Annotated in this window: 23 protein-coding genes; 9 read left to right on the top strand and 14 right to left on the bottom strand. The window is 62.5% G+C overall.

Translation table 11 applies throughout. The features are described 5' to 3' along the window. Positions 1-91: 91 nt before the first annotated feature. Positions 92-547 carry a DUF2214 family protein gene (locus NKH04_RS05765; protein ID WP_352469445.1) on the bottom strand — a complete coding sequence of 152 codons (456 nt, stop codon included), beginning with the start codon at positions 545-547 and terminating at the stop codon, positions 92-94. Between the two features lie 212 nt (positions 548-759). Between NKH04_RS05765 and NKH04_RS05760 the strand changes: the two genes are divergently transcribed. From NKH04_RS05760 to NKH04_RS05735, 6 genes are all read left to right on the top strand, one after another. Then, positions 760-1,305: a GNAT family N-acetyltransferase gene (locus tag NKH04_RS05760; RefSeq protein ID WP_502896413.1), complete on the top strand. Its 546-nt coding sequence runs from the start codon at positions 760-762 to the stop codon at positions 1,303-1,305. 207 nt (positions 1,306-1,512) lie between these two features. Continuing rightward, the gene (locus NKH04_RS05755; protein ID WP_352453995.1) at positions 1,513-2,490 is read left to right on the top strand and encodes a Bug family tripartite tricarboxylate transporter substrate binding protein; all 978 of its coding nucleotides are present in this window, start codon (positions 1,513-1,515) and stop codon (positions 2,488-2,490) included. Between the two features lie 155 nt (positions 2,491-2,645). Next, positions 2,646-3,179 (top strand): tripartite tricarboxylate transporter TctB family protein, encoded by a 534-nt coding sequence (locus tag NKH04_RS05750; protein WP_352469447.1) that lies wholly within the window; start codon positions 2,646-2,648, stop codon positions 3,177-3,179. A gap of 4 nt (positions 3,180-3,183) precedes the next feature. Beyond that, complete coding sequence (locus NKH04_RS05745; RefSeq protein ID WP_352469448.1) at positions 3,184-4,707, top strand: tripartite tricarboxylate transporter permease; 1,524 nt, start codon at positions 3,184-3,186, stop codon at positions 4,705-4,707. A gap of 15 nt (positions 4,708-4,722) precedes the next feature. Further along, on the top strand, positions 4,723-5,907 hold the full coding sequence (locus NKH04_RS05740; protein WP_352469449.1) for a CaiB/BaiF CoA transferase family protein: 1,185 nt from the start codon (positions 4,723-4,725) through the stop codon (positions 5,905-5,907). A 19-nt stretch (positions 5,908-5,926) separates the two neighbouring features. Further along, complete coding sequence (locus NKH04_RS05735; protein ID WP_352469450.1) at positions 5,927-6,778, top strand: citryl-CoA lyase; 852 nt, start codon at positions 5,927-5,929, stop codon at positions 6,776-6,778. A gap of 79 nt (positions 6,779-6,857) precedes the next feature. Here NKH04_RS05735 and NKH04_RS05730 read toward each other — a convergent pair whose 3' ends face one another. From NKH04_RS05730 to NKH04_RS05670, 13 genes are all read right to left on the bottom strand, one after another. Next, positions 6,858-7,367, bottom strand: coding sequence for an NUDIX hydrolase (locus NKH04_RS05730; RefSeq protein WP_352469451.1), 510 nt, complete (start codon positions 7,365-7,367; stop codon positions 6,858-6,860). A 130-nt stretch (positions 7,368-7,497) separates the two neighbouring features. Beyond that, positions 7,498-7,764 carry a hypothetical protein gene (locus NKH04_RS05725; RefSeq protein ID WP_352469452.1) on the bottom strand — a complete coding sequence of 89 codons (267 nt, stop codon included), beginning with the start codon at positions 7,762-7,764 and terminating at the stop codon, positions 7,498-7,500. A gap of 160 nt (positions 7,765-7,924) precedes the next feature. Continuing rightward, positions 7,925-8,617: a response regulator transcription factor gene (locus NKH04_RS05720; protein ID WP_352818277.1), complete on the bottom strand. Its 693-nt coding sequence runs from the start codon at positions 8,615-8,617 to the stop codon at positions 7,925-7,927. Beyond that, positions 8,614-11,355: a DUF4118 domain-containing protein gene (locus tag NKH04_RS05715; protein ID WP_352767753.1), complete on the bottom strand. Its 2,742-nt coding sequence runs from the start codon at positions 11,353-11,355 to the stop codon at positions 8,614-8,616. The genes NKH04_RS05720 and NKH04_RS05715 overlap by 4 nt, the downstream gene beginning before the upstream one ends. 53 nt (positions 11,356-11,408) lie before the next feature. Further along, complete coding sequence (gene kdpC, locus NKH04_RS05710; protein WP_353044045.1) at positions 11,409-11,978, bottom strand: potassium-transporting ATPase subunit KdpC; 570 nt, start codon at positions 11,976-11,978, stop codon at positions 11,409-11,411. A 12-nt stretch (positions 11,979-11,990) separates the two neighbouring features. Continuing rightward, positions 11,991-14,084: a potassium-transporting ATPase subunit KdpB gene (gene kdpB, locus NKH04_RS05705; RefSeq protein ID WP_352539404.1), complete on the bottom strand. Its 2,094-nt coding sequence runs from the start codon at positions 14,082-14,084 to the stop codon at positions 11,991-11,993. A gap of 213 nt (positions 14,085-14,297) precedes the next feature. Next, on the bottom strand, positions 14,298-16,001 hold the full coding sequence (gene kdpA, locus NKH04_RS05700; RefSeq protein WP_352539403.1) for a potassium-transporting ATPase subunit KdpA: 1,704 nt from the start codon (positions 15,999-16,001) through the stop codon (positions 14,298-14,300). Between the two features lie 25 nt (positions 16,002-16,026). Next, complete coding sequence (locus tag NKH04_RS05695) at positions 16,027-16,116, bottom strand: K(+)-transporting ATPase subunit F (RefSeq protein WP_023675300.1); 90 nt, start codon at positions 16,114-16,116, stop codon at positions 16,027-16,029. Between the two features lie 333 nt (positions 16,117-16,449). Beyond that, positions 16,450-17,871, bottom strand: a complete 1,422-nt coding sequence (locus NKH04_RS05690; protein WP_353044053.1) for a hypothetical protein — start codon at positions 17,869-17,871, stop codon at positions 16,450-16,452. Between the two features lie 167 nt (positions 17,872-18,038). Next, positions 18,039-18,221, bottom strand: a complete 183-nt coding sequence (locus NKH04_RS05685) for a hypothetical protein (protein ID WP_352814468.1) — start codon at positions 18,219-18,221, stop codon at positions 18,039-18,041. Beyond that, a complete protein-coding gene (locus tag NKH04_RS05680; protein ID WP_352918298.1) occupies positions 18,221-18,409 on the bottom strand; it encodes a DUF3606 domain-containing protein in 189 nt (62 codons plus the stop codon). Before NKH04_RS05680 ends, NKH04_RS05685 begins: the two co-directional genes overlap by 1 nt. Positions 18,410-18,642: 233 nt before the next feature. Continuing rightward, the gene (locus NKH04_RS05675) at positions 18,643-18,873 is read right to left on the bottom strand and encodes a hypothetical protein (protein ID WP_352469460.1); all 231 of its coding nucleotides are present in this window, start codon (positions 18,871-18,873) and stop codon (positions 18,643-18,645) included. A gap of 372 nt (positions 18,874-19,245) precedes the next feature. After that, on the bottom strand, positions 19,246-19,680 hold the full coding sequence (locus NKH04_RS05670) for a DUF3597 domain-containing protein (protein ID WP_352539401.1): 435 nt from the start codon (positions 19,678-19,680) through the stop codon (positions 19,246-19,248). Positions 19,681-20,001: 321 nt separating this feature from the next. Between NKH04_RS05670 and NKH04_RS05665 the strand changes: the two genes are divergently transcribed. The 3 genes from NKH04_RS05665 (at position 20,002) to NKH04_RS05655 (ending at position 21,882) form a co-directional block, all read left to right on the top strand. After that, the gene (locus NKH04_RS05665; RefSeq protein WP_352465923.1) at positions 20,002-20,427 is read left to right on the top strand and encodes a cupin domain-containing protein; all 426 of its coding nucleotides are present in this window, start codon (positions 20,002-20,004) and stop codon (positions 20,425-20,427) included. A gap of 120 nt (positions 20,428-20,547) precedes the next feature. Then, positions 20,548-21,147: a YdeI/OmpD-associated family protein gene (locus NKH04_RS05660; RefSeq protein WP_352918296.1), complete on the top strand. Its 600-nt coding sequence runs from the start codon at positions 20,548-20,550 to the stop codon at positions 21,145-21,147. A 462-nt stretch (positions 21,148-21,609) separates the two neighbouring features. Then, a complete protein-coding gene (locus tag NKH04_RS05655; protein ID WP_352469463.1) occupies positions 21,610-21,882 on the top strand; it encodes a hypothetical protein in 273 nt (90 codons plus the stop codon). The last annotated feature ends 182 nt before the right edge of the window (positions 21,883-22,064 follow it).

The raw sequence follows: 22,064 nt of genomic DNA, 5'->3' as shown, positions 1-22,064 counted from the left end.
ATGACAATCAGCCTCGAACGGCAAACTGCACGTTTGTCCGCGCAAATGAGTGGAAAGGTTGGGCCGCGCGATGCCCTTCCTCCGACCTATCTTAATAACCGTAGCCGCGCGCCATCGCCGCCGCGAACACCGGGATCAAGAGGAAGATGAAGGCCTCGGTGCGGACATAGCTGCGAACGGACGCTAGCTCCGCCGCAGGCACCTGGAAGCCGGGACTGGCGCTCGCCTGCCTGTTCCAGGACAGGAATCGGACGGTCGGGATAATCGACAACAGGCCGACAATTGCGAAGGCGGCCATCTTTGCCCAGAACATCCAGTTGTAGACGTAGAATTCCCAGCCCTTGAGACCATAGATGACGCGGCCGATGCCGGCGACGATGATCAGCATGGCGATGATGCCGTAGTGGCGATCGATGCCGACAAGCCGCTTCAGCGTCGCGGCGGACAAGTCGCTGCGGATCAGGACGAACTCGGCGCCGATGATGCCTGCCAGCGAAAACACCAGCAGATGATGGAAGATGGCAAGCACAAGGTCGGTCGTGTCCATGCTGTTTTCCCTCTGTCGGACGGCAGCGCCGGAACCCAACGCGCCTGAACCAGTACTGGAGAAAAACTAACACCGCCTGGCAGGATTCACATCAGCCTGGAAGATGATCTACACAGCCTTGGCTCTTGTTTTTCGCAACGGATTTGGATTTCCCGTCTCGGGCGTGTCGCTGTCCCCACTTTTGGAAGACCTGCACGGGCAACAACCGAGACATGACCATGGCCAGTCCGCATACAATTGTCGCCCCAGTAATTGAGACCTCGCGCACGGTCCTGCGGCCGCACCGGCTTGACGATTTCGACGCCTATGTCGCGATGTGGGCCGATCCCGCCGTCACCCGCTTTATCGGCGGCAAGCCGCGCACGCGGGAGGAAAGCTGGATGCGCTTCCTGCGCCACGCCGGCCTGTGGTCGCTTCTGGGCTACGGCTTCTGGGCGATCGAGGAAAAAGCGACTGGCCGCTTCATCGGCGAGGCCGGCTTTCACGATCTGAAACGCGACATGACGCCGTCGATCGAGGGCATTCCGGAGGCCGGCTGGGCTCTGGTTTTGGGCGCGCATGGCCACGGGTTGGCCAGCGAAGTCGTCGCACGGGTGCTTGCCTGGGGCGACGAGACGTTCGGCGCCGCGAAGACCGTCTGCATCATCGATCCGGAAAACACCGGATCGCTGAACGTCGCGGCAAAATGTGGTTATGGCGAAGTGCTGCGAACCGTCTACCAAGGCAAGCCGACCATCCTGCTGGAGCGGCAACCCTGACGGATGTTGTTTGGCACTGCCTGCCACGTCGTCTTCGGGCGTCCGGTTCGCCAGCCTGAAAATCGTGCAGGCCGATTGTGCCGCATGCGGCGTGTTCTGTCTTTGACAGGAAGACGCAAACTCTGCATGAATTTTATCGAGCGGGTCTGAAGTCAGGCCACGTTTCTGGCAGGCACCGGAGGAGGTGTCGCGATTTGGAGGAATCCCATGCTGAACAGACGCCGATTCTTGATGAGCACCGCGGCAGCAGGTGCTGCCGGACTCGCGGCATCGCATTTTATTCCCGCCTTCGCGCAGGACGCGCCGCAGCTGCAGATTTTCGTGCCAGCGGCGCCGGGCGGCGGCTGGGACCAGACGGCGCGCGCCATGGACCAGGTGCTGCGCAGCGAAAAACTGATCTCCGGCTCGCAGATCACCAATGTCGGCGGCGCCGGCGGTACTGTCGGCCTGCCGCAATTCGTCAACCAGTGGAAGGGCAAGGGCAATGCGCTGATGGTGGCTGGCATGGTCATGGTCGGCGCGATCATCGCCAACAAGGCGGCTAACAACCTTACCGAAGTCACGCCAATCGCCCGCCTTACTGGCGAGTTCGAGGCGCTTGTGGTGCCGGCCGCCTCGCCATTCAAGACTGCGGCCGACTTTGTTGCCGCCCTCAAAGCCGACCCGACGCAGGTTCCGGTCGCCGGCGGTTCGGCTGGCGGCTCGGACCACATCTTGTTCGGCCTCATCGCCAAGACCGTCGGTGTTCCGGCCACCAATCTCTCCTATGTGCCGTTTGCCGGCGGCGGCGAGGCGCTGTCGGCGCTGCTCGGCAACCAGGTCGCGGCCGGCATCTCCGGCTATGGCGAGTTCGCCGAACAGGTCAAGGCGGGTGCGCTGCGGCTGCTGGCCATCTCCGCGGATAAACGCCAGGAGGGAATTGATGCGCCGACGATGAAGGAAGCCGGCATCGATGTCGAGCTGTTCAACTGGCGCGGCGTCTTCGCACCGCCCGGCGTCTCGGACGCCGACAAGGCAGCAATGATCAAGCTGATCGAGACCATGGCCAAGAGCGACGCCTGGGCCACCGAATGCAAGAACCGTAACTGGACGCAGATCCTGCTCACCGGTGACGATTATGCGAAATTCGTCGCCGAAGACACGGCCCGCATCGGGACGATCCTCAAGGACCTCGGCCTGGCGTGATGCTCTCGGCAAGGGGCGGCCTGCGCCCAACCCTTGCCGATTTTCGCCAGCCGCATGGACATACGCGGCGCCGGAGGTGAAACTAGGCCGAGATCGGCCGAGTGAGACCGGTCCAGGGAGAACCGGCCCTCGGGGCTGGCATTGGGAGGACGATGATGAGCACCAGCGACCAGCAGGCGCCGCCGCGCCTTGCAGTGCCCGAACTGCTGATCGGCGTTGGGCTCCTCGCCTGTGCGGGTGCGGTTGCCTGGCAGACGCTGGCAATCCCGGTCTCGCCGCTCTATTCCAAGGTCGGTCCGACCGTCTTTCCCTACATCACCATGACCGGGATGATGATCCTGTCGCTGCTGCTCATCATTGCCGCCTTGCGGGGCGGATGGCAGCCGGAGGACGAAAAGGAGACGCCGACCGACTGGAAGGCGATGGGCATCGTCGCCCTCGGACTGATCGCCAATCTGGTGCTGATCCAGCCGCTCGGCTTTACCGCGGCATCTGTCATCATGTTCGTTCTCATCTGCCACGGTTTCGGCAGCCGGCGTCCGCTGCGTGACGTGCTGCTCGGGCTGATCCTGGCGCTGGCCGCCTATTTCGGCTTTGCCAGGGCGCTTGGCGTCAATATCGGTGCCGGCTTCATCGAAAACCAGCTGAATGCGACCGTCGATTCGATCGTTGCCATGCTGAGGGGCTGACGCCATGGAAACGCTTGGCCATCTCGCGCACGGATTTTCGGTCGCCTTCTCGCCGATCAATCTCATATGGTGCCTGGTCGGCACCACGCTGGGGACTGCCATCGGCGTGCTGCCCGGCCTCGGGCCGGCACTGACCATCGCGCTGCTGTTGCCGATCACCTATCAGGTGGCGCCGGAGGCATCCTTCATCCTGTTTGCCGGCATCTACTACGGCGCCATGTATGGCGGCTCGACGACATCGATCCTGCTCAACACGCCTGGCGAAAGCGCCACCATCGTCACCGCGCTGGAAGGCAACCGGATGGCCCGCTCCGGCCGTGGCGGTGCGGCCCTGGCGACCTCGGCGATCGGCTCCTTCGTCGCCGGCACGCTGGGCACGATCGGCGTTGCCTTCCTGGCGCCGATCGTCGTCAAATTCGCGCTGGCCTTCGGCCCGGCCGAATATTTCTCGCTGATGGTGCTGGCCTTCATCACGGTTTCGGCGGTGCTCGGCTCGTCTTCGGTGCGCGGCCTGACCAGTCTGTTCGTCGGCTTCGTCGTCGGCATGATTGGCGTCGACCTGCAGACGGGGCAGCCGCGCTTCACCTTCGGCATGAGCGAATTGTTGGACGGCGTCGACGTCATCGTCGTCGCCGTTGGCCTGTTCGCCGTTGGCGAGACGCTTTACATGGCCTCGCGCCGCTATGCCGGCAAGGACGATATCGTGCCGTTGAAGGGCTCGCTCTACATGACCGCGGCCGAATGGGCGCGCTCGTGGAAGCCATGGCTGCGCGGTGCCCTGATCGGCTTCCCGATCGGTGCCATGCCGGCCGGCGGCGCCGAAATCCCGACCTTCCTCTCCTATGCGATCGAGAAGAAACTCTCCAGACACAAGGAGGAGTTCGGCACCGTCGGCGCCATCGAGGGCGTTGCCGGGCCGGAGGCCGCCAACAATGCATCCGCGGCCGGCGTGCTGGTGCCGATGCTGACGCTCGGCCTGCCGACCTCGGCGACGGCCGCGATCATGCTGTCGGCGTTCCAGAGCTACGGTATCAATCCGGGGCCGCTGCTGCTGACGACGCAGGCCGACCTGGTGTGGGGGCTGATCGCCAGCCTGTTCATCGCCAATGTCATCCTCGTCGTCCTCAACCTGCCGCTGATCGGGCTCTGGGTGCGATTGCTGAAGATCCCGGCGCCGCAGCTCTATGCCGGCATCCTCGTGTTCGCCACGGTCGGCACCTACGGTATCTCGCAATCGCCGATCGACCTCGTCATCCTCTATCTGCTCGGTGCCGCCGGCTTCCTGATGCGGCGTTTCGATTTCCCGACCGCGCCGGTCATCATCGGCATGATTCTCGGGCCGCTTGCGGAAACGCAGTTCCGCCGCGCGATGACCATCTCGAACGGCGATTGGACGGTGTTCTACAAGCATCCGCTGTCGCTGACGCTGCTGACGCTGGCCTTCATCGGCCTGGTTGGACCGCATATCTGGGCCTACATCGAGCACAGGCGCATGCGTGGACCGGAGCACGTGCCGGGCGATGCCTGAGCTGTTCGTGACGTCATGACAGACCTGCTTTCCGGCATCCGCGTCCTTGACCTGACCAATGTGCTGGCCGGCCCCTATTGCGCCTACCAGCTGGCGTTGCTCGGGGCCGACGTCATCAAGGTCGAGACGCCGCAAGGTGGTGATCTGGCGCGCCAGCTCGGCGCCTCGCCGGAGCTCAACCGGGCGGGCATGGGCGCTTCGTTCCTGGCGCAGAATGCCGGCAAACGCTCGGTGGCGCTCGATCTCAAGCAGGAGGCCGACCGCGAACGCTTCCTCGATCTGGTCGCTTCGGCCGACGCGCTGGTCGAGAATTTCCGCCCCGGCGTAATGGACCGGCTGGGGCTTGGCCATGCCAGGCTGAAGGAGGTCCGGCCAAGCCTTGTCTACTGTGCGATATCGGGCTTCGGCCAGACCGGGCCGATGCGCGACAATCCAGCCTACGACCAGATTATCCAGGGTCTTTCCGGCATCATGAGCATCACCGGTACACCGGAAACGGCGCCGCTGCGTGTCGGCTATCCCGTCGCCGATACGCTTGGCGGGCTGGTCGGAGCCTTCGCCATTACCGCCGCACTGGTCAAGCAGAAGACGACTGGCGAGGGCGCGTTCCTCGACGTGTCGATGCTCGAATGCACGCTTTCTGCGCTCGGCTGGCCGGTGTCGAACTATCTGACGGCGGACGTCGAGCCGCAGCCGATGGGCAATGAAAACATGACGGCCGCACCGTCTGGCGCGTTTCGCACCGGCGACGGCTTGCTCAACATCGCCGCCAACAAGCAAGAGCAGTTCGTCACACTGTGCCGGTTGATCGGTCGGCCGGAGTTGGCGTCGGATGTCCGCTTTGCCGAGCGCGAAACGCGCAAGCAGAACCGCATTGCATTGAAAGCGCTGATCGAGGATGCCTTGGCGAGCGGCTCGGCCGCCGCCTGGGAGGAGACGTTCAATCGCGCCGGCGTGCCGGCAGGCCGGGTGCTGACAATCCCGCAGGTACTGCAAGAGAGACAAGTGATCGAGCGCGGCATGACGGTACGCTTCCAGGCCGTGTCCGGGATGGCTAGGCCGCTGACCGTGGTGCGCGGCGGCTTCATGGTCGATGGCGAGGCACCTTTGCCGAGCAGGCCGCCGCCGGGGCTGGGCGAGCATATGGACGAAGTTTTTGCCAACCTGCCGCCACGCGCCAAGAAAAGAGCGAAGGCATGAGCGGCACGGAAAAGAAGCCATGAGCGACACGGAAAACAAGGCTGGCCGCGCGCGCGGCGAGGAATGGTGGCAGACCGGCATCATCGAGATGCGCCCCGGCGTCATCCGGCTGCGCGGCTATGAAATCCAGGATCTGATCGGTCGCGTCAGCTTTCCGGCAATGATCTGGCTCATGCTGCGCGGCGAACTGCCGAGCGAGGAGCAGGCGGCGCTGCTCGGCATCGCGCTGGGTGCTGCCGTCGACCATGGGCCGCAGGCGCCGTCGATCGCCATCGCCCGCATGGCGATCACGTGCGGCGTCGGCATCAACAGCGCCATGGCATCTGCCATCAACGTGCTTGGCGATGTGCATGGCGGCGCCGGCGAACAGGCGCTTTCCTTCTACGGCGACATCGCCGCTGAAGTGGACGCCGGCGTGCCCCTCACGGGCGCCGTGTCGCTGCGGGTTGATCATTTCCTTGCTGGGGAGGACGGTTATGTGCCCGGGCTCGGCCATCGCTTCCACCCGGTCGACCCGCGGGCGCCCCGCCTCATCGAGCTGACCCGTGACTTTGCCGCGCGCGGCGTCGTCAGCGGGCGCTTCGCCGATATCGCCGAGATGGTCGAGGCCGAGGTTTCGCGGCGCAAGGGCAAAAAAATCCCGCTCAATATCGACGGCGCCACGGCCGTCATCTACGGCGAGCTCGGCTTCCCGCCGCCGCTGACGCGGGGCCTTTTCGTGCTGTCGCGCTCCGTCGGCATCCTCGCACATGCATGGGAACAGTCGCAGGAGAGCGAACGCAACAAAGGGCCACTGCCGCGCGAATGGCTGTGGGCCTATACCGGCACGCCGGCGCGGCCTCTGCCCGAGGAAGACGATGGCAGTCAGTGAGGCATCGGTTCAAGAGACGGGGGCGGCGGGCGCTGGAAACCAATTCCATCCCGACACAGTTGGGGCATGCCTCCATCTTCTATTGAGCGGGATCTTTTCCGAACGCCGGACTCTGCTTTTTGGGATTATGCTCCAGTTCGGCAATCCTGATGTTCCTCACCAGCGTCGAAAGATCCGGCTCGTCGATCAGCAACGCCGCGTCGGTCGGCGTCAGCCATGCCCGCTGCCGTCTCTTGGCTTCTTGCCACTTGGCAAGTTCCTCGGTTACCTCAAGCAAATAGACGACGACATCGACGCGAACGAAGCGGTTCGCCAGCCGCTTCCAGTAGTGGTAGGTGCCGGCAGGCTGTTTCAGTGTCTTGCCGAGAACACCGGCTTCTTCCTGTGCTTCGATGGTGGCTGCCTTGCGGCCGCTCTTGCCCTTCATCGGCCAGCCCTTCGGTACGATGAAGCGCCTCGTCGTTCGCGATGTGACCAGCATCACCTCGACATCGCCATGCTCGTTCAGCCGAAAGGGAATCGCCGCGACCTGGCGAACCCCGTCGCCCTTCCTTGCCTTGCGTACAACCTTCTTCTTGCTGGCTGCCATTCGATAATCCAGTCGAATCGGTGCCCAGACGGCAAGGGCAGCGTTGCAAACTCGCCCGCTTTCAATGGGGCGCAGGCGGAGCGGTTTCCCCAGTATATAAGTCGGCTAAATAAATGAAAGGGACCGGTCGTCAGCGGCAGGTGCTGACAAAGCCGCTCCCTGACGGCAGCAACTGGCAAGTTGGCCTCATCTGCGGCACCTCCTGCCGTTGCGGTATTGGGATTTGGCGATCCAGGGCACGGTACTGCTGTTGCTGCTGCTGGTATTGCTGCCGCCGCAGCCTGTTCTCCAACATCTGCAACTGGTCTTGCTGGATCAACACGTTGCGATCGGCGGGACTGCCGACCTGTGCCGATGCAGCAGGATTTACGCCCGACAGCATCGACGCAGTCAGCATTGCCGACCCTAAAAACGTCAATAGACGAAGCCGTGGCATTCGTTCATTCCCGCACAAAACCAATCTTCTTTTAATATAGGGCTTTTGTCCGGCGACGCCATGGCCGCCGCTGATTTGAAGCAGATTGGAAGAGGCATTTCGGCTTCGGATGCTCGTCGCGTCAATCGACTTCGCGCAGCCGGTATCCGACGCCGGTCTCGGTCGTGATATAGCGGGGCTGGTCGGGCGTCTTTTCAATCTTTAGCCTGAGTTGCCGGACATAGACTCTGAGATATTGAACGTCGGTGGAATCGCCCCAGACCTGCTTCAGCAGGAACTGGTGGGTGAGAACCTTGCCGGCGTGCTGCACCAAGGTGCGAAGAATGTCGTATTCCTTCGGCGAGAGCTTTATCTCCTTGTCCTCGATCTTGACGACGCGCTTCACCAGATCGACGGAGAGGTCGCCGGTCTGGAACACCGGTCTCTCACCCTGCTGCTGGAACTTGTGGCGAAGCGCGACGCGGATGCGTGCGACAAGCTCGTTCATACCGAATGGCTTGGTGACATAATCGTCGGCGCCGAGTTCGAGGGCCGAGACGATGCCGGCCTCGTCGGTGCGGCTGGAAAGAATAACCACGGGAATGTCCAGGCCATCATCCCGCCATTTGCGGAGCAGCTCATGCCCGCTCATGCCGGGCAGGCCGAGATCGAGCAGCACAAGGTCCGGCTTTTCCGTCGCGATGAGTTCAATCGCCGCCCTGGCGTTCGGCGCCTCGCTGATCGCATAGCCTTGGCTGCCAAGCCCGACGCGAAGCAGTTTCCGGATCGGCGGTTCGTCGTCGACCACCAATATCCTGACGTCCAGGCTCGTCATGCCAGATCGTCCATATTTTGATGGCCCGTCTCGGGTTCGCCGAGATTGGGCAGTTCCGCCGGCACCAGTTGCATCCTGATGGTGAAAACCGCCCCCGAGCGGTCGGACCTGTTTGCCGCCAAGAGCGTCCCGCCCATCGCTTCGATGAAGCCGCGGCAAATCGACAGGCCGAGCCCCGTGCCGGCACGCACCTGGTCACCCTTGCGCACACGGTAGAAAGTGTCGAAAACGCGCTCTAGATCCGCTGGCGGAATGCCTGGTCCCTCATCCATGATCTGCAGGATGACGAAGCCGTTGTCGGCCCAGGCTTGCAGGCGGATCGTCGAACCTGGCGGCGCGTATTTTGCAGCATTGTCGAGGAGGTTGAACAGCACCTGTTCGAACAGAACGGGGTCGACCCGCAACATCGGCAGATCCGATGGAATGTCGATCTCGGTCTTATGCTCGCCGACGATTTTGCGGGCCCGATACAGAGCTGAACCGACAATGTCGCCGAGATAGTGAAACGCATAGTTCGGCTCCATCGTGCCGGATTCGATCTTGGTCATATCGAGCAGATTGGCGATGAAGCGGTTAAGCCTCTCCGCTTCATCGAGCACGGTCGACAGCAGTTCCGCCCGGTCCTGCTCGGGAAGCGCGGCCTCGAAGTCCCTGAGTGTTCCGGCCGCGCCCATGATGGCGGCAAGCGGCGTTTTCAAATCGTGGGAAATGGAGGTGAGCAAGGCCGAGCGCAGACGGTCTGCCTCGGCCGCAAGCTTGGCCCGGTCAACATCGGCGACGAGCTGGATGCGCTCGATGGCGACCGCCGCCTGGTCGGCGAGCGCATCGAGCAGACGCTGCTGCTCGGGTGTCAGCAGCGGACCTTGCTTGTCGTTGTCGAGGCCGACAACGCCTACCGCCGTGCGTCCGGTCCGCAAGGGCAGATAGAGGCGCTTTGCTCCGGGCAGCGTGTCGGCGCCGCGCCCGGCGGCGCGGTTATGCTCCCAGGCCCAGCGGGCTGCTGCGATGTCGGCCTCGGCCAGCGTGTCGTCGGGTGGGTAGCCGGCTTTGACCGCAATCGTGCCGTTCTCCGGCAGAAGCAGCACCACGCGCAGCTTCAGCATCGAGGCGATCTGGAAGGCAGTCGCCCAGAGAACGTCATCAAGCGTCCCAGCGCCGGCGAGCTTCTTTGAGAAGAGATAAATATCTTCTGTGGCGCGTGCCCGCGAGCGCGCGGCGACCGCCTGACGCTGCACGCGCGCTGTTAGATTGCTGCCAATGACCGCAACAACCAGGAAGACAGCCAGCGCAACGATGCTCTCCGGATCCTCGATCGTCAGCGTGTAGCGTGGTTCTAGGAAGAAATAGTTGAAGGCAATGGCGCTGATGAGGCAGGCATACAAAGCCGGCCAGAGACCGCCGGTCACCGCCGACGTCAGGACCCCAATGAGAAAGATGATCGCCAGATTGCGGACGTCGAGAAACTGGTCGAGAAGGACGGCGAAGGCGAGCGAGCCAACAACATAGGCCGTGGCCCTGAGATAGGGCCAGATCTCGAACTGCCACTGCTCGTCCGCCGCCTTGACGGTCCTCGAAGTCGCCTCGGCGTTGCGTTCGTTTCCCGAAATGACATGGACGCTGATGTCGCCGGCATTGCGGATGAGATCGTAAGTGAGCGAGCCTTCGATCAATTCCCGCCAACGCGATCGGGTCGGCCTGCCGATCACGATATGGGTGAAGTTGTTCGCCGTCGCATGCCGAACGATGTCTTGCGCGACGTTCTGACCCGGAATGGTCGTCACCTCGGCACCGAGCTGCTCGGCAAGGCGCAGCTGCGTCGCCAGCCGATCCTTGTCCTCCTCGGGCATGGCCGCTGAATGAGGGGTATCGACATGAAGCGCCGTCCAAGGGGCGCGGAGCCGGTCGGCCAACCTCCGCGCATAGCGTACACGGGCCGCCCCGCCCGGACGCGCATCGACGCAGACGAGAACCCTTTCCCCCGCCGCCCAAGGCCCGGGTATCGCGTGGGCCCGCATGTGGGTCAGCAACTGCTCGTCGACCCGCTGGGCAGTGCGGCGGAGCGCCAATTCCCGGAGCGCCGTCAGATTGCCCGGCGAGAAATAGTTCTCGATGGCGCGCTGGGCGGTGCTGGGGATGTAGACCTTGCCTTCCTCAAGCCGTTTGATCAGATCGTCGGGGGTGAGGTCGATGATCTCGATGTCGTCGGCCTGGTCGATTATGGAGTCGGGGACAGTTTCCCGCACCCTGACGCGGGTGATCTGCGCCACGACATCGTTCAGGCTCTCGACGTGCTGGATATTCAGCGTCGTGTAGACATCGATGCCGTGCGTCAGGATTTCCTGGACGTCGAGATAGCGCTTGGGGTGACGGCTGCCGGCGACGTTGGTGTGGGCGAGTTCGTCGACCAGAACTAGCGCCGGGTGCCGGGCGAGGATGGCGTCGAGATTCATCTCCTCAAGGATCCGCCCCTTGTAATCGATCTCAAGGCGAGGAATGACCTCGTAGCCTTCGACCAGCGTCTGGGTTTCCTTGCGGCCGTGCGTCTCGACGATGCCGATCACCACGTCGACCCCGTCGGCCAGCCTGGCGCGGCCCGACATCAGCATCTCGTAGGTCTTGCCGACACCGGGGGCGGCGCCGAGAAATATCCTCAGGCGGCCGCGCTCCTCCCGCTCGGCATGCTCGAGCAGCGCGTCGGGAGAGGGCCTGGTTTCGGCGGTGCGTCTGTCGTCTGGCATACGGGTCAATCATGAACGGCGCCGGCTTCGGTGTCGATCCCGGCGCCGGTCCTTCACTGTTTCATGGCATCGTCCAGCGCAAGGTTGAGGGCCAGCACATTGACTACCGCCTCGCCGATGAATCCCAATTCGCGATCTTCGACATGGCTGTCGACAAGCGATTTGATCCTGGATTCATCGACGCCCCTGGCCTTGGCCACCCTGGCAACCTGAAAATAGGCCGCATCGGGGCTGATATGCGGATCGAGGCCGCTGCCGGACGAGGTGACCAGATTCATCGGTACCGGCTGGCTCGGGTTTTCGGCTCTCAGCTTTTCGGCGTCGCTCTTGATCCTGTCGATGAGCTTCGGGTTGGTCGGGCCGAGATTCGAGCCGCCCGAGGCGGCGGCATTGTAGCCGTCGCCGGCAGCCGACGGGCGGCCATGGAAGTAGCGGTCGCTTTCGAAAGCCTGGCCGATCAGCTCGGAACCGACGAGCTTGCCGTCCTTCTCGATCAGGCTGCCATTGGCCTGGCGCGAAAACAGCGCCTGGGCAATGCCGGTCATGCCGATCGGATAGACCAAACCCGTCAGAATGGTGAAGAAGACGATCATGACGATCGCGGGCCTGATTTGATTGAGCATCGACGTGGTTCCTTAGGCGAGACCGAGAGCGGTGATGGCCATGTCGATCATCTTGATGCCGACGAAGGGCACTACGACGCCGCCAAGGCCATAGACAATGAGATTGCGGCTGAGCAGCGCACCGGCGCCGACCGCGCGGTATTTGACGCCCCTCAGCGACAGCGGGATCAGCGCAATGATGATCAGCGCGTTGAAGATGATGGCCGAGAGGATAGCGCTCTGCGGCGTCGCCAGATGCATGACATTGAGCGCTTGCAGCGGCCCGGCGGTCTGGCCCGGGGCGATGTAGAAGGCGGCGAATATTGCCGGGATGATGGCAAAATACTTGGCCACGTCGTTGGCGATGGAGAAGGTGGTCAGCGAGCCACGCGTCATCAGCAGCGCCTTGCCGATTTCGACGATCTCGATCAGCTTGGTCGGATCGCTGTCGAGATCGACCATGTTGCCGGCCTCGCGCGCCGCGACCGTGCCGGTGTTCATGGCAACGCCGACATCGGCCTGCGCAAGGGCCGGCGCATCGTTGGTGCCATCGCCGCACATCGCGACCAGTTTGCCTTTGGCCTGCTCGTCGCGGATCAGCTTCAACTTGTCCTCGGGCGTCGCCTGGGCAAGGAAGTCGTCGACGCCGGCTTCCGCCGCGATCGCCGCCGCGGTCATCGGATTATCGCCGGTGATCATCACCGTGCGGATGCCCATGCGGCGCAATTCGGCAAAGCGTTCTGCGATGCCGCCCTTGACGATGTCCTTCAGATGGACGACGCCGAGCAGGCGCCCGTCGCGCTCGACCGCGAGTGGAGTGCCACCCGATTTGGCGATCTCGTCGGCGATCGCCTGAAGGTCGCGGACGGTGTCGCTGCCGGGGCGCATACTGCCTGTGGCAACGGTCGAGAGGTTGACGTGGGCAAGTACCGCATCGACTGCGCCCTTGCGGACCGAGGAGCCTTCCAGATCGACACCGCTCATGCGGGTTTGCGCGGTGAAGGGCACGAAAGTCGCGTGCAGGCTTGCCATGTCGCGGGCGCGGATAGCGTATTTTTCCTTCGCCAGGACGACGATCGAGCGGCCTTCCGGCGTTTCGTCGGCAAGCGAGGCAAGCTGAGCCGCGTCGGCCAGTTCCTGTTCGGTGACGCCCTTGACCGGACGAAATGCCGTCGCCTGACGGTTGCCCAGCGTGATGGTTCCGGTCTTGTCGAGCAGCAGCGTGTCGACATCGCCGGCCGCCTCGACGGCGCGCCCCGACATGGCGAGCACGTTGAAGCGCACCAGGCGGTCCATGCCGGCAATGCCGATAGCCGACAGCAGGGCGCCAATTGTGGTCGGGATCAGGGTAACGAACAGGGCGACCAGCACGGTCACCGGGATATAGCCGCCCGAATACGAGGCGAAGCTCGGGATCGTCGCCGTCGCCAGCACGAAGATCAGCGTCATGCCGACGAGCAGGATGTTGAGCGCGATCTCGTTGGGTGTCTTCTGGCGCTCGGCGCCCTCGACCAGCGAGATCATGCGGTCGAGGAACGTATGACCGGCAGCCGCAGTGATGCGCACGCGGATCCAGTCGGACAAGACCTGCGTGCCGCCGGTCACCGCCGAACGATCGCCTCCGGATTCGCGGATGACCGGTGCGGATTCGCCGGTGATGGCCGCCTCGTTGACCGACGCCACGCCTTCGACCACCTCGCCGTCCGAGGGGATGATGTCGCCGGCTTCGACAAGCACGGTGTCGCCGACCTTCAGGCTGGTGCCGGGCACCAGTTTGAACTTGCTGCGGTCGCCACCGTTCAACAGCTTGGCCTGCGTCTCGGTTCGCGCCCGACGCAGCGAGTCAGCTTGCGCCTTGCCGCGGCCTTCGGCCACCGCTTCGGCGAAATTGGCGAAGAGCACGGTGAACCACAGCCAGATGATGATCTGCAGCGTGAAGCCAAGATCGCCGCCGCTGGTAACGAGATCCTTGACGAACAGCACGGTGGTGAGCGCCGAGACGACGGCGACGACGAACATCACCGGGTTTCGCATCAAGGTGCGCGGGTTCAGTTTTCTGAAGGAACCGCCGATAGCGGGCCACAGAATGCGGGTATCCATGATGCTCACGGATTTCGACGGGCTCATTTGGTAGCTCCAGTGTCGATGTTGTTGACCGGTCGATCGTGTGCCGAACGAAGGTGCGGCGGCCCGTAAGCCAGCAGCCAGATCATGATCAAGGCTGCCGCAATAGCGAGGAATGTGGACAGCGTCGGGAAAGGAGGGGGCGTTTTCTCCCCCTCCGGCTCGGGGCGATGCCGGACCTTTCGAGGTATGATCTTGAACCAGGGCATCGCCGTTTCAGAATGTCTGACCGTGAATCATCGCCAGGTGCTCGACGATCGGTCCGACCGCCAGGGCCGGGAAGAAGGTCAGGCCGCCGACGATCAGGATGACACCGGCCAGCAGCCCGACGAACAGCGGACCATCGGTCGGGAAGGTGCCGGCGGAGGCAGGGACGGTCTTCTTCGCAACCAGCGAGCCAGCAATCGCCAACGCCGGAATAATGACCAGGAACCGGCCCATCAGCATGCCGATGCCGAGCGTTACGTTGTACCAGGGCGTGTTGCCGCTGAGGCCGCCAAAGGCGGAGCCATTGTTCGCCGCGGCCGAGGTGTAGGCATAGAGAACCTCGGAGAAGCCATGCGGGCCGGCATTGGCGATGGAAGCAACGCCGGTCGGCAGCACCACCGCGATAGCAGTGAAGATCAGCATTGCAAGCGGCAGGCAGAGCACGGCCAGCATAGCCATCTTGACCTCCTTGGCCTCGATCTTCTTGCCGAGATATTCGGGCGTGCGTCCGACCATCAGCCCGGCGACGAAAACGGCAATGACGATGAACATCAGGATACCGTAGAAGCCGGCGCCGACGCCGCCGACAATGACCTCGCCGAGCTGCATGTTGATGATGGGGATCATGCCGCCGAGTGCGGTGAAGCTGTCATGCATGGCGTTGACCGCGCCGCAGGATGCGGCCGTGGTGATGACGGCAAACAGTGCCGACAGGGCGATGCCGAAGCGGCTCTCCTTGCCCTCCATGTTGCCGCCGTCGACACCCAGCGCATGAACAAGCGGATTGCCGGCGGCTTCCGCCCAGTAGCAGACGGCAACGCCAGCGATGAACAGCACGCCCATCGCCGACAGAATTGCCCAGCCCTGGCGCTGGTTGCCTACCATGCGGCCGAAGACATTGGTCAGCGCCGCGCCGAGGGCAAAGATCGTCACCATCTGGATCAGGTTCGAGATCGCGTCGGGATTTTCAAACGGGTGCGCTGCATTGGCGTTGAAGAAACCGCCGCCATTGGTGCCGAGCATCTTGATGGCAACCTGGGAAGCGACCGGCCCGACCGCGATAGTCTGTTGCGCGCCTTCGAGCGTCGTCGCGTTGACGTAGGCAGCGAGCGTCTGCGGCATGCCGAGATAGACATAGACGAGAGTCAACACGATGCAAAAGGGCAAAAGCAGGTAGAGCGTGCCGCGGGTCATATCGACCCAGAAATTGCCGATCGATTTGCCTGAGGCTCTGGCAAAGCCGCGGATCAATGCGACCGCAATGGCGACGCCAGTCGCCGCCGACAGAAAATTCTGCACGGTCAAGCCGGCCATCTGCACGAGATAGGACATCGTGCTTTCGCCGCCGTAGTTCTGCCAGTTGGTGTTGGTCATGAAGCTGGCGGCGGTGTTGAAGGCCAGCTCAGGTTCGACGGCGGTCATGCCGGCCGGATTGTAGGGCAGGCCGCCTTGCAGCCGTTGCAGGAAATAGAGCACCAGGAAGCCGGCCAGGTTAAAGAACAGCAGGGCGGCCGCATAGGAGGTCCAGTGCTGCTCCTCGCGCTCGCTGGTCCCTGATATGCGGTAGAGCCCGCGCTCGAGCGGGGCCAGAATTGACGACAGGAATGTGCGCTCGCCGCTGAAAACGCGATGCATGTAGCCGCCGAGCGGCTTGGCCAGCAGAACGACGATCCCGCAATAGACGAGGATCTGCAGCCATCCGTTGATTGTCATGGGGTTGGCTCCTTGCCAGCGGAGATCAGAAGCGTTCCGGGCGAACGAGGGCGTATGTCAGGTAGGCGAGAAGAAACAAGGTCACGGCGCCGCCGAGGATATAGTCGAAAAGCATGTTACGATCCCCTAAACTTACAGCTTGTCGCAGGCTTTGATGTAGCCGAAGCATAGAGCAAAGAACGCGATTCCAATCGCGACAACAAATATGTCCATAATGCATTTTCCTATATCGTGTTTGTTCTTTTAATTTGGACAAAACTGCCCAACCCGTCGCCGCATCATATGGGCGGCTGGATACACCGCTCCTGTGAATATGGATCAAAGTGCCATAAAGGTTCGAGACGGGACGCGGAGCAAAGAAATCAAAATCCCATAAGGATTTCGCCGCCTCGGCGCTGGCCGAAGCTTCAGGAGGGAGGTGCGCACCGGCGCGCGAAGCTGCCGGGGCTCAGTCCGCGCGGGTGTAGATCACCGCGTAATCGTCCGCATAGGCCCGCTTCCAGCCCAGTTCGTCGAAGAACGGAATGCGGCTGTCGTCGGCGGTCAACAACGCCCAGCCTATCGTATATTTGTCGAGTTGGGCTTTCAGGATCGGCTTGCCCCGGCTGTGCCCCGTCTGCTCATCCGTTTCCGTAAAGCCATTCAGGAAGAGCTGATCCGCGCGGCCGTCGATGAACGTCCTGATACCATGGAAAATCAGCGTGCCGCCGAAATCGTAGGAGTTCAGCAGATTGCCCGACAGATTATGGGTTTGGGCAAAGGCCAGTGCATCCCTCGCCGAGGTCTTCTGGCTCGGCGCGACCGGATAGCTCGTCAAGGCGGCAGCCGCCAAAACCAGCAAAACGGCAAGTCCAGCACAAATCCTGGAAAATTGCCGTGCGAAAAATTGTTCAAGTCCGTCACGCTTTTCCGCCGCCCATTTCTCGGCTGAAAGCGCTGGATATTGTTGCGCGACCTCGACGGCAAGGACCACCGGCACGAGAAGAAAGAACAGGTACATGAACCGTATGTGGGTGAGATAGACGTGCAACGTGAAGACAAGGAACAGCGCCTTGGCCCAGCCAATGCGCAATCTCGACACGAGCAGCCCGAAAAGCGCCACCAGCAGGGCTACCTCCTGGAGGGTGTGCCGCGCGGCGTCGAAGGGTTGCCACTCCGCAATGTAAGGCACCGCCTCATTGCCATAGGCCACGGTGAATGTGGCGAGTATGGCCTTGACGCCATAGGGATTGAGCAGGCTGACCAGCGGGCAAAGCAGCCCGAAAGCGATCCACTTGGCCAGCAGCCGGGGGTTCGACAAGCGTGTGCGCATGACGAGATCGAGCCCGGCGAAGGCGGCGATGACGAAACCGAAGGTGAAGGTGGCATGGAGATTGGCCCACAGGCAAAGCAGCGCCAGCAGCCATAAGGGCGGTGCTTTCTCGTTGCGTGCGGCCTGGAAAAGACCAGCGGTCCAGACGACGATGATGGGCAAGGTAAAGATGTGCGGCCGGGCGACATAGATTGGCCCGATCAAGAGCGCGAGAACCAGCGTCAGTCCTATCGCCAGCGTCGGCTTCAACCACGCGCTGAGATACCACGACGTCAAGAAGGCCGTCAGCGCGATTACTGCAGCCGCCAGCAGCACCACGCCGTTCCAGCCGCCGGCTTGAAAGGCAATTGCAAGGAGAACCTGGCTAAGCCATTCCTTGGCGATCCATGGCTGGCCGGCAAAAGTGTAGGAATAGATGTCGACGGTGGGGAATGTGCGGCTTGCCAGCATATCCATGCCGACCTTGATGTGCCACCAGCTATCGGGATCCTGCAGGAGGGAGTGGGCAAAGGCGAGGAGCGCCGCCGCCATCACGACCGCCGCCACCAGGCAAAACATCAGCCTCACATGCCGTATGTCGTCTATCGACGGCCTCGCCCCACCAGATATCCCGCGCATATGGCATCCCTGAGCCGCGATAGCGGAAGGGATAGGCCGAATTTGTTAGAAAACCGATAAGCCGCAGGATCGCGGCCCCATGCCGCGCGTCCAACCGGCTGGGCAGCTCAGCCCTCGGCCTTGAAGTTCTTGGCTTCCTTCTCGACCTTCGGGCTGTCCTTGCCGTGCTTGCGCATCAGATCCTTCGCCTGCTTCGGCGAAACGTCGGTGGTTTCGGCCAGGCGCAGAGCCTGCTTTTCGTCCAGATCGCGCGTCTTGCGGTCGGCCATTGCGGTTTTCTTGTCAGCCATTACGACGCTCTTATGCTCTCGGCGATTTCGTTCAGCACCTTGCGGTCGGTGCCGTGGCGCTTGATCAGCGTGCGCGCCTGCTCAGGGGTAATGCCCGCTTCCTCGGCGAAGTGACGTACCTCGTAGTCTTCGCCGCCCGCCACTCGTGAGCGGTCGCGACTGTCGGTCTCGGTTTTGTCGTCGGCCATGGCAGCTCTCCTCATCTCAACGAGAGCATAACGGGCAAGATTTCAGCGAGTTCCTTCGAGCGTGTCGCCCAACTACCGGCTTCGGGCATGACCCGGCATGAGCAGCGGTTTTGCTCAAAGCAAGGGCTTGGTGCCAGGCCGACCTTCACGCACAAACAGGCCGGCCTCTTTGGCGGCGCTGCCACCGCCCGCCACTGCTCCTGGGCGCAGCCTGATGTTCGTTCCAGATTGTTTTAATGGGAGCGATGGTCGAACACGACGCCCATGGTCCTACCAACCGCCGTCATGACGATAAGCTCGACCAGATCGTCGTCACTGTTGCCGCAGGCCGGAGCCGTCCTGCGAACGATGTCCAGCATCGCCCTCGTCGATATGGTGTCGCCGGCACCGAACCGTGAAAGCGCAGATGAAACAAGCTCTTGGGCTGTCAAGTCGGCGACCGTCACCCGCTTCACCACGTTCATTGGCTTCCTCCCACCATCAACCCTCTCCCGAGAGAATGATACGCCGAACGTCGCGTTTCGCCAGCAAAATGGTGGTCCTACCAGCGCGTGGGCAGCGACCGAAATCGTCGGTTTTGCGGGAGGCAATCCGGGCGCGAGGGCAGCGCTTTTGTGCCATGCGACTTCGCCATGGACCCAATCCCGGCGGCCGGGATCGGTCTCAGTTTTATTTACGGGCAGTCTGATGCTTGGCAGTGTGGTCTGCTCGGTTGCGGCCGAAGCCGGCGCAGCAAGAACCACGGTGCGGGCAGAACCGGTCTGTCTTTTTTGTTTGACGCAATTCCGGACGGAAAACCGTTCACACGTTTTCCTGGAATTGCTTGTCTTGTGACTCTAGGCGGCCAGGTCGCTCGGAAGCTTGCCGCCGTTCTCGGCCAGCTTTTTCATCAGTGCGTCGTGCAGCCACAGATTCATCGTTACAGTGTCGTTCATATCGCCGGTGTAGTTCAGCTCGTGGGCAAGCTCCTTGCGGGCGCCGAGGCTGCTGTCGATATTCAGAGCCTTCATCAGGTCGACGATCGAATTCTTCCAGTTGAGTTTCTGCCCCCTCGCGGCCACCGCCTTGTCGAGAATGGCAGCGATGTCAGGGGCAGAGGACGGCGCGGCCGGCGCGGCCGGAGCCGGGGTTGCAGCCGGGGCGGATCGGGTAGGCGCCGTCGGCTGGGTGGCCGTGCTCGAAGCAGGCGCGGGAGACGGTTGCGCCGGCGGCGCTTCGCCCGCAACCGCGTTTCCGAAAATCGCACCTTTGATACTGTCGAAAATGCCCATTGCTATCTCCTGTATTGGCTCGACGGTGTGTTGCCCTGACGGTCGGTGAGGCGACCGTTGCCGAATGCCGCATTGAGCGCCCTGGTTGTACCGGACCACGAACGCAACGCAGGGGCAACTCAAAACTGACTAAAAGGTAAAGGCTTGGTTGCATTGGGGTATCGGCTCAGTGATCCGGCCCGAGAGTAGAATAGGTCGGATCGCGGCCCGACAAATCGTCACGCGCAATGCACGAGGGAACGGTCAGCAGCCAGTTTTGCTGACGCAGACCAGAAAAATCATCTAGATTCGTGTTCGCAATTCGCTGAGAGGAACGAAGCCATGACAGCAGTCGTCGCATCCGACAGGCTCGAACGTTCGCTGGTTTGGGCAGAGGACGATCCGTCGGTCAAATGGGCCGGCGCTTTCGCGGTTTACGGCGGGCACGGCACCACCCAGTCCTCGGTCATTGTCTACGAGATCGAGCCCGGCAAGCGGCTCGGCTGGCACAGCGACGCCACCGAAGAGACGCAATACATCATCGCCGGCACCGGCGAGCTACACATTGAGGGCGGCACCACCCACCCGGTCGGGCCGGGCAGCGTCCTGGTACTTCCGACGCCGGTCAGGCACGACCTCGTCAACACCGGCACCGAAACCCTGCGCGCCGTCGCTTTCTTTGCGGCGGCGATGTTCACGCAGACATTCGACAACGTCATGCTGCCGCCGAAATCCCATGTCCTCGGAACGCCCAATCGTGCGGGCTGAATGCGTGCCGGCGAGAATCACCAGGCCTGCGGATTGCGAACTCGGAGCTGAGGTGAGCGCGCGCGCGGCCGGCAAGCGGTTTGGCGTCGTTACGCGCTCGCGTCATGGGCGGACCGGCTGATGGCGCCCGTCAAGGTCGACCCCGCCAAGGTGCGCGAGTTCAGGGATGCCGAAAGCTTCCATGCCTGGCTTGGCGAGCATCACGACAGCGAGGACGAAGTCTGGATCAAGATCCATAAGCTCGATTCGGGACTGCCGTCGATCACGCCGAAGCAAGCCATCGACGCGGCGTTGTGCTGGGGCTGGATCGATGCAGTGCGCAAGGCCTTGGACGGCAAAAGCTACCTGCAGCGCTACACCCCGCGCGGCAGGAAGAGCACCTGGAGCCAGATCAATGTCGACAATGTCGCCCGGCTGATCGAGGAGGGCCGGATGACCGAGCACGGGCTGAGGCAGGTCGATGCGGCCAAGGCCGACGGCCGCTGGGCGCGCGCCTACAAGAGCGGCAAGGAGATGAAGATCCCCGACGACCTCCAGGCGGCAGTAGACGCCGAGCCCACGGCGAAAGAGATGCTGGCAAAGCTCAGCGGCCAAAACCGCTTCGCACTCGCCTTCCGCATCCACAACATGAAAACCGAAGCCGGACGCAAGAAGAAGATCGCGGCGTTCGTGGAGATGCTGAAGCGCGGCGAGACGATCTATCCGCAGGGCAGAAAGTAACATTTGACGAGGCGTGCCGGCGCTGCGTCTTGTGCTTGTCCCTGTCGGCGAACCTCGAATGCGGCCGGATCGCTGCTCAGGCCCACCTTCGATCCAGGCGATGTCGCCGACGATTTGTTTTCGACGAGCGTCGCCCGGCACTTCGACACCAGCTCTCATTCGTTTAGTTGATGCAGGAAAAAGTCTCGTCCTCACAGTCGGCATAGTATATTAGCAGGCGCTGTTATGAGGTTTTTGCCCGTTCAGGAGCCGACTGGCACGTGGGCCGTGTTTGATGCGACCGTGGATGTGCCTGCGGATTTCGCTGGCAGTTGCCTTATCGGCTTGCCGCGGGAGCGGGCGGAGTGGCTCGCAGCAAGAGCCAATCGAGATGCTGCAAAAGGCACTTCGATTTGCCGGTTGTCAGCTGCCGGACCGGCACAAGCCGCGGTTCTTAGACTTAGACCGATAGGAGAGATTTCGATGATGCAAGAAAGGGTAATGGCGGCTGCGTTGGCAGCCAGGAATCAGGAAGCGGATATTCGTGGTGTCTTCGATATCACCAACAAAACCGATGCGCCAATTGGCCCCCGCCGATTGGGCGAGGCTATCCACTTTGTCGCCAATGCACCTATCGTTGGCTATGATGTTCACGCCGCCGTCATCAGATATGGCCCAGTCGGAACCCCCAGCCTCAGAGCAACAGATTGCGCACAGCTGTGGGAGAAGTTCGGCGAGGCCTTGCTGCAACACTGACGGGCAGACCTTTGGCGCGTATGGCACCACCATCGTGCAGGGCACTTCCCTTGTGAGAACGACATGGAAGCCTGGCGGGTGATATTGCAATCAAATTAGCGTGAGCGCATATTTTTTGCCGGCCGATCTCGCAACCGGCCAGGCCCGGCGGCCGGCCGCCAACGGGCTGTCAGGCCGGCGAC

Source organism: Mesorhizobium sp. M1365 (assembly GCF_040317865.1).
Classification (GTDB): Bacteria; Pseudomonadota; Alphaproteobacteria; order Rhizobiales; family Rhizobiaceae; genus Mesorhizobium.
Note: the sequence above shows the minus strand (reverse complement) of the source record. Positions and strands in the feature narration are given on the sequence as shown.

Bases quoted from the DNA above. Each gene is read 5' to 3' on its own strand.
- NKH04_RS05745 (WP_352469448.1), top strand. From the start codon at position 3,184: ATGGAAACGCTTGGCCATCTCGCGCACGGATTTTCGGTCGCCTTCTCG.
- kdpC (WP_353044045.1), bottom strand. From the start codon at position 11,978: ATGCTCAATCAAATCAGGCCCGCGATCGTCATGATCGTCTTCTTCACC.
- NKH04_RS05765 (WP_352469445.1), bottom strand. From the start codon at position 547: ATGGACACGACCGACCTTGTGCTTGCCATCTTCCATCATCTGCTGGTG.
- NKH04_RS05750 (WP_352469447.1), top strand. From the start codon at position 2,646: ATGAGCACCAGCGACCAGCAGGCGCCGCCGCGCCTTGCAGTGCCCGAA.
- NKH04_RS05675 (WP_352469460.1), bottom strand. From the start codon at position 18,873: ATGAACGTGGTGAAGCGGGTGACGGTCGCCGACTTGACAGCCCAAGAG.
- NKH04_RS05680 (WP_352918298.1), bottom strand. From the start codon at position 18,409: ATGGCCGACGACAAAACCGAGACCGACAGTCGCGACCGCTCACGAGTG.
- NKH04_RS05660 (WP_352918296.1), top strand. From the start codon at position 20,548: ATGGCGCCCGTCAAGGTCGACCCCGCCAAGGTGCGCGAGTTCAGGGAT.
- kdpB (WP_352539404.1), bottom strand. From the start codon at position 14,084: ATGAGCCCGTCGAAATCCGTGAGCATCATGGATACCCGCATTCTGTGG.
- NKH04_RS05685 (WP_352814468.1), bottom strand. From the start codon at position 18,221: ATGGCTGACAAGAAAACCGCAATGGCCGACCGCAAGACGCGCGATCTG.
- kdpA (WP_352539403.1), bottom strand. From the start codon at position 16,001: ATGACAATCAACGGATGGCTGCAGATCCTCGTCTATTGCGGGATCGTC.
- NKH04_RS05730 (WP_352469451.1), bottom strand. From the start codon at position 7,367: ATGGCAGCCAGCAAGAAGAAGGTTGTACGCAAGGCAAGGAAGGGCGAC.
- NKH04_RS05735 (WP_352469450.1), top strand. From the start codon at position 5,927: ATGAGCGACACGGAAAACAAGGCTGGCCGCGCGCGCGGCGAGGAATGG.
- NKH04_RS05715 (WP_352767753.1), bottom strand. From the start codon at position 11,355: ATGCCAGACGACAGACGCACCGCCGAAACCAGGCCCTCTCCCGACGCG.
- NKH04_RS05725 (WP_352469452.1), bottom strand. From the start codon at position 7,764: ATGCTGACTGCGTCGATGCTGTCGGGCGTAAATCCTGCTGCATCGGCA.
- NKH04_RS05740 (WP_352469449.1), top strand. From the start codon at position 4,723: ATGACAGACCTGCTTTCCGGCATCCGCGTCCTTGACCTGACCAATGTG.
- NKH04_RS05695 (WP_023675300.1), bottom strand. From the start codon at position 16,116: ATGCTTTTCGACTATATCCTCGGCGGCGCCGTGACCTTGTTTCTTCTC.
- NKH04_RS05720 (WP_352818277.1), bottom strand. From the start codon at position 8,617: ATGACGAGCCTGGACGTCAGGATATTGGTGGTCGACGACGAACCGCCG.
- NKH04_RS05670 (WP_352539401.1), bottom strand. From the start codon at position 19,680: ATGGGCATTTTCGACAGTATCAAAGGTGCGATTTTCGGAAACGCGGTT.
- NKH04_RS05690 (WP_353044053.1), bottom strand. From the start codon at position 17,871: ATGTTTTGCCTGGTGGCGGCGGTCGTGATGGCGGCGGCGCTCCTCGCC.
- NKH04_RS05760 (WP_502896413.1), top strand. From the start codon at position 760: ATGACCATGGCCAGTCCGCATACAATTGTCGCCCCAGTAATTGAGACC.
- NKH04_RS05655 (WP_352469463.1), top strand. From the start codon at position 21,610: ATGATGCAAGAAAGGGTAATGGCGGCTGCGTTGGCAGCCAGGAATCAG.
- NKH04_RS05755 (WP_352453995.1), top strand. From the start codon at position 1,513: ATGCTGAACAGACGCCGATTCTTGATGAGCACCGCGGCAGCAGGTGCT.
- NKH04_RS05665 (WP_352465923.1), top strand. From the start codon at position 20,002: ATGACAGCAGTCGTCGCATCCGACAGGCTCGAACGTTCGCTGGTTTGG.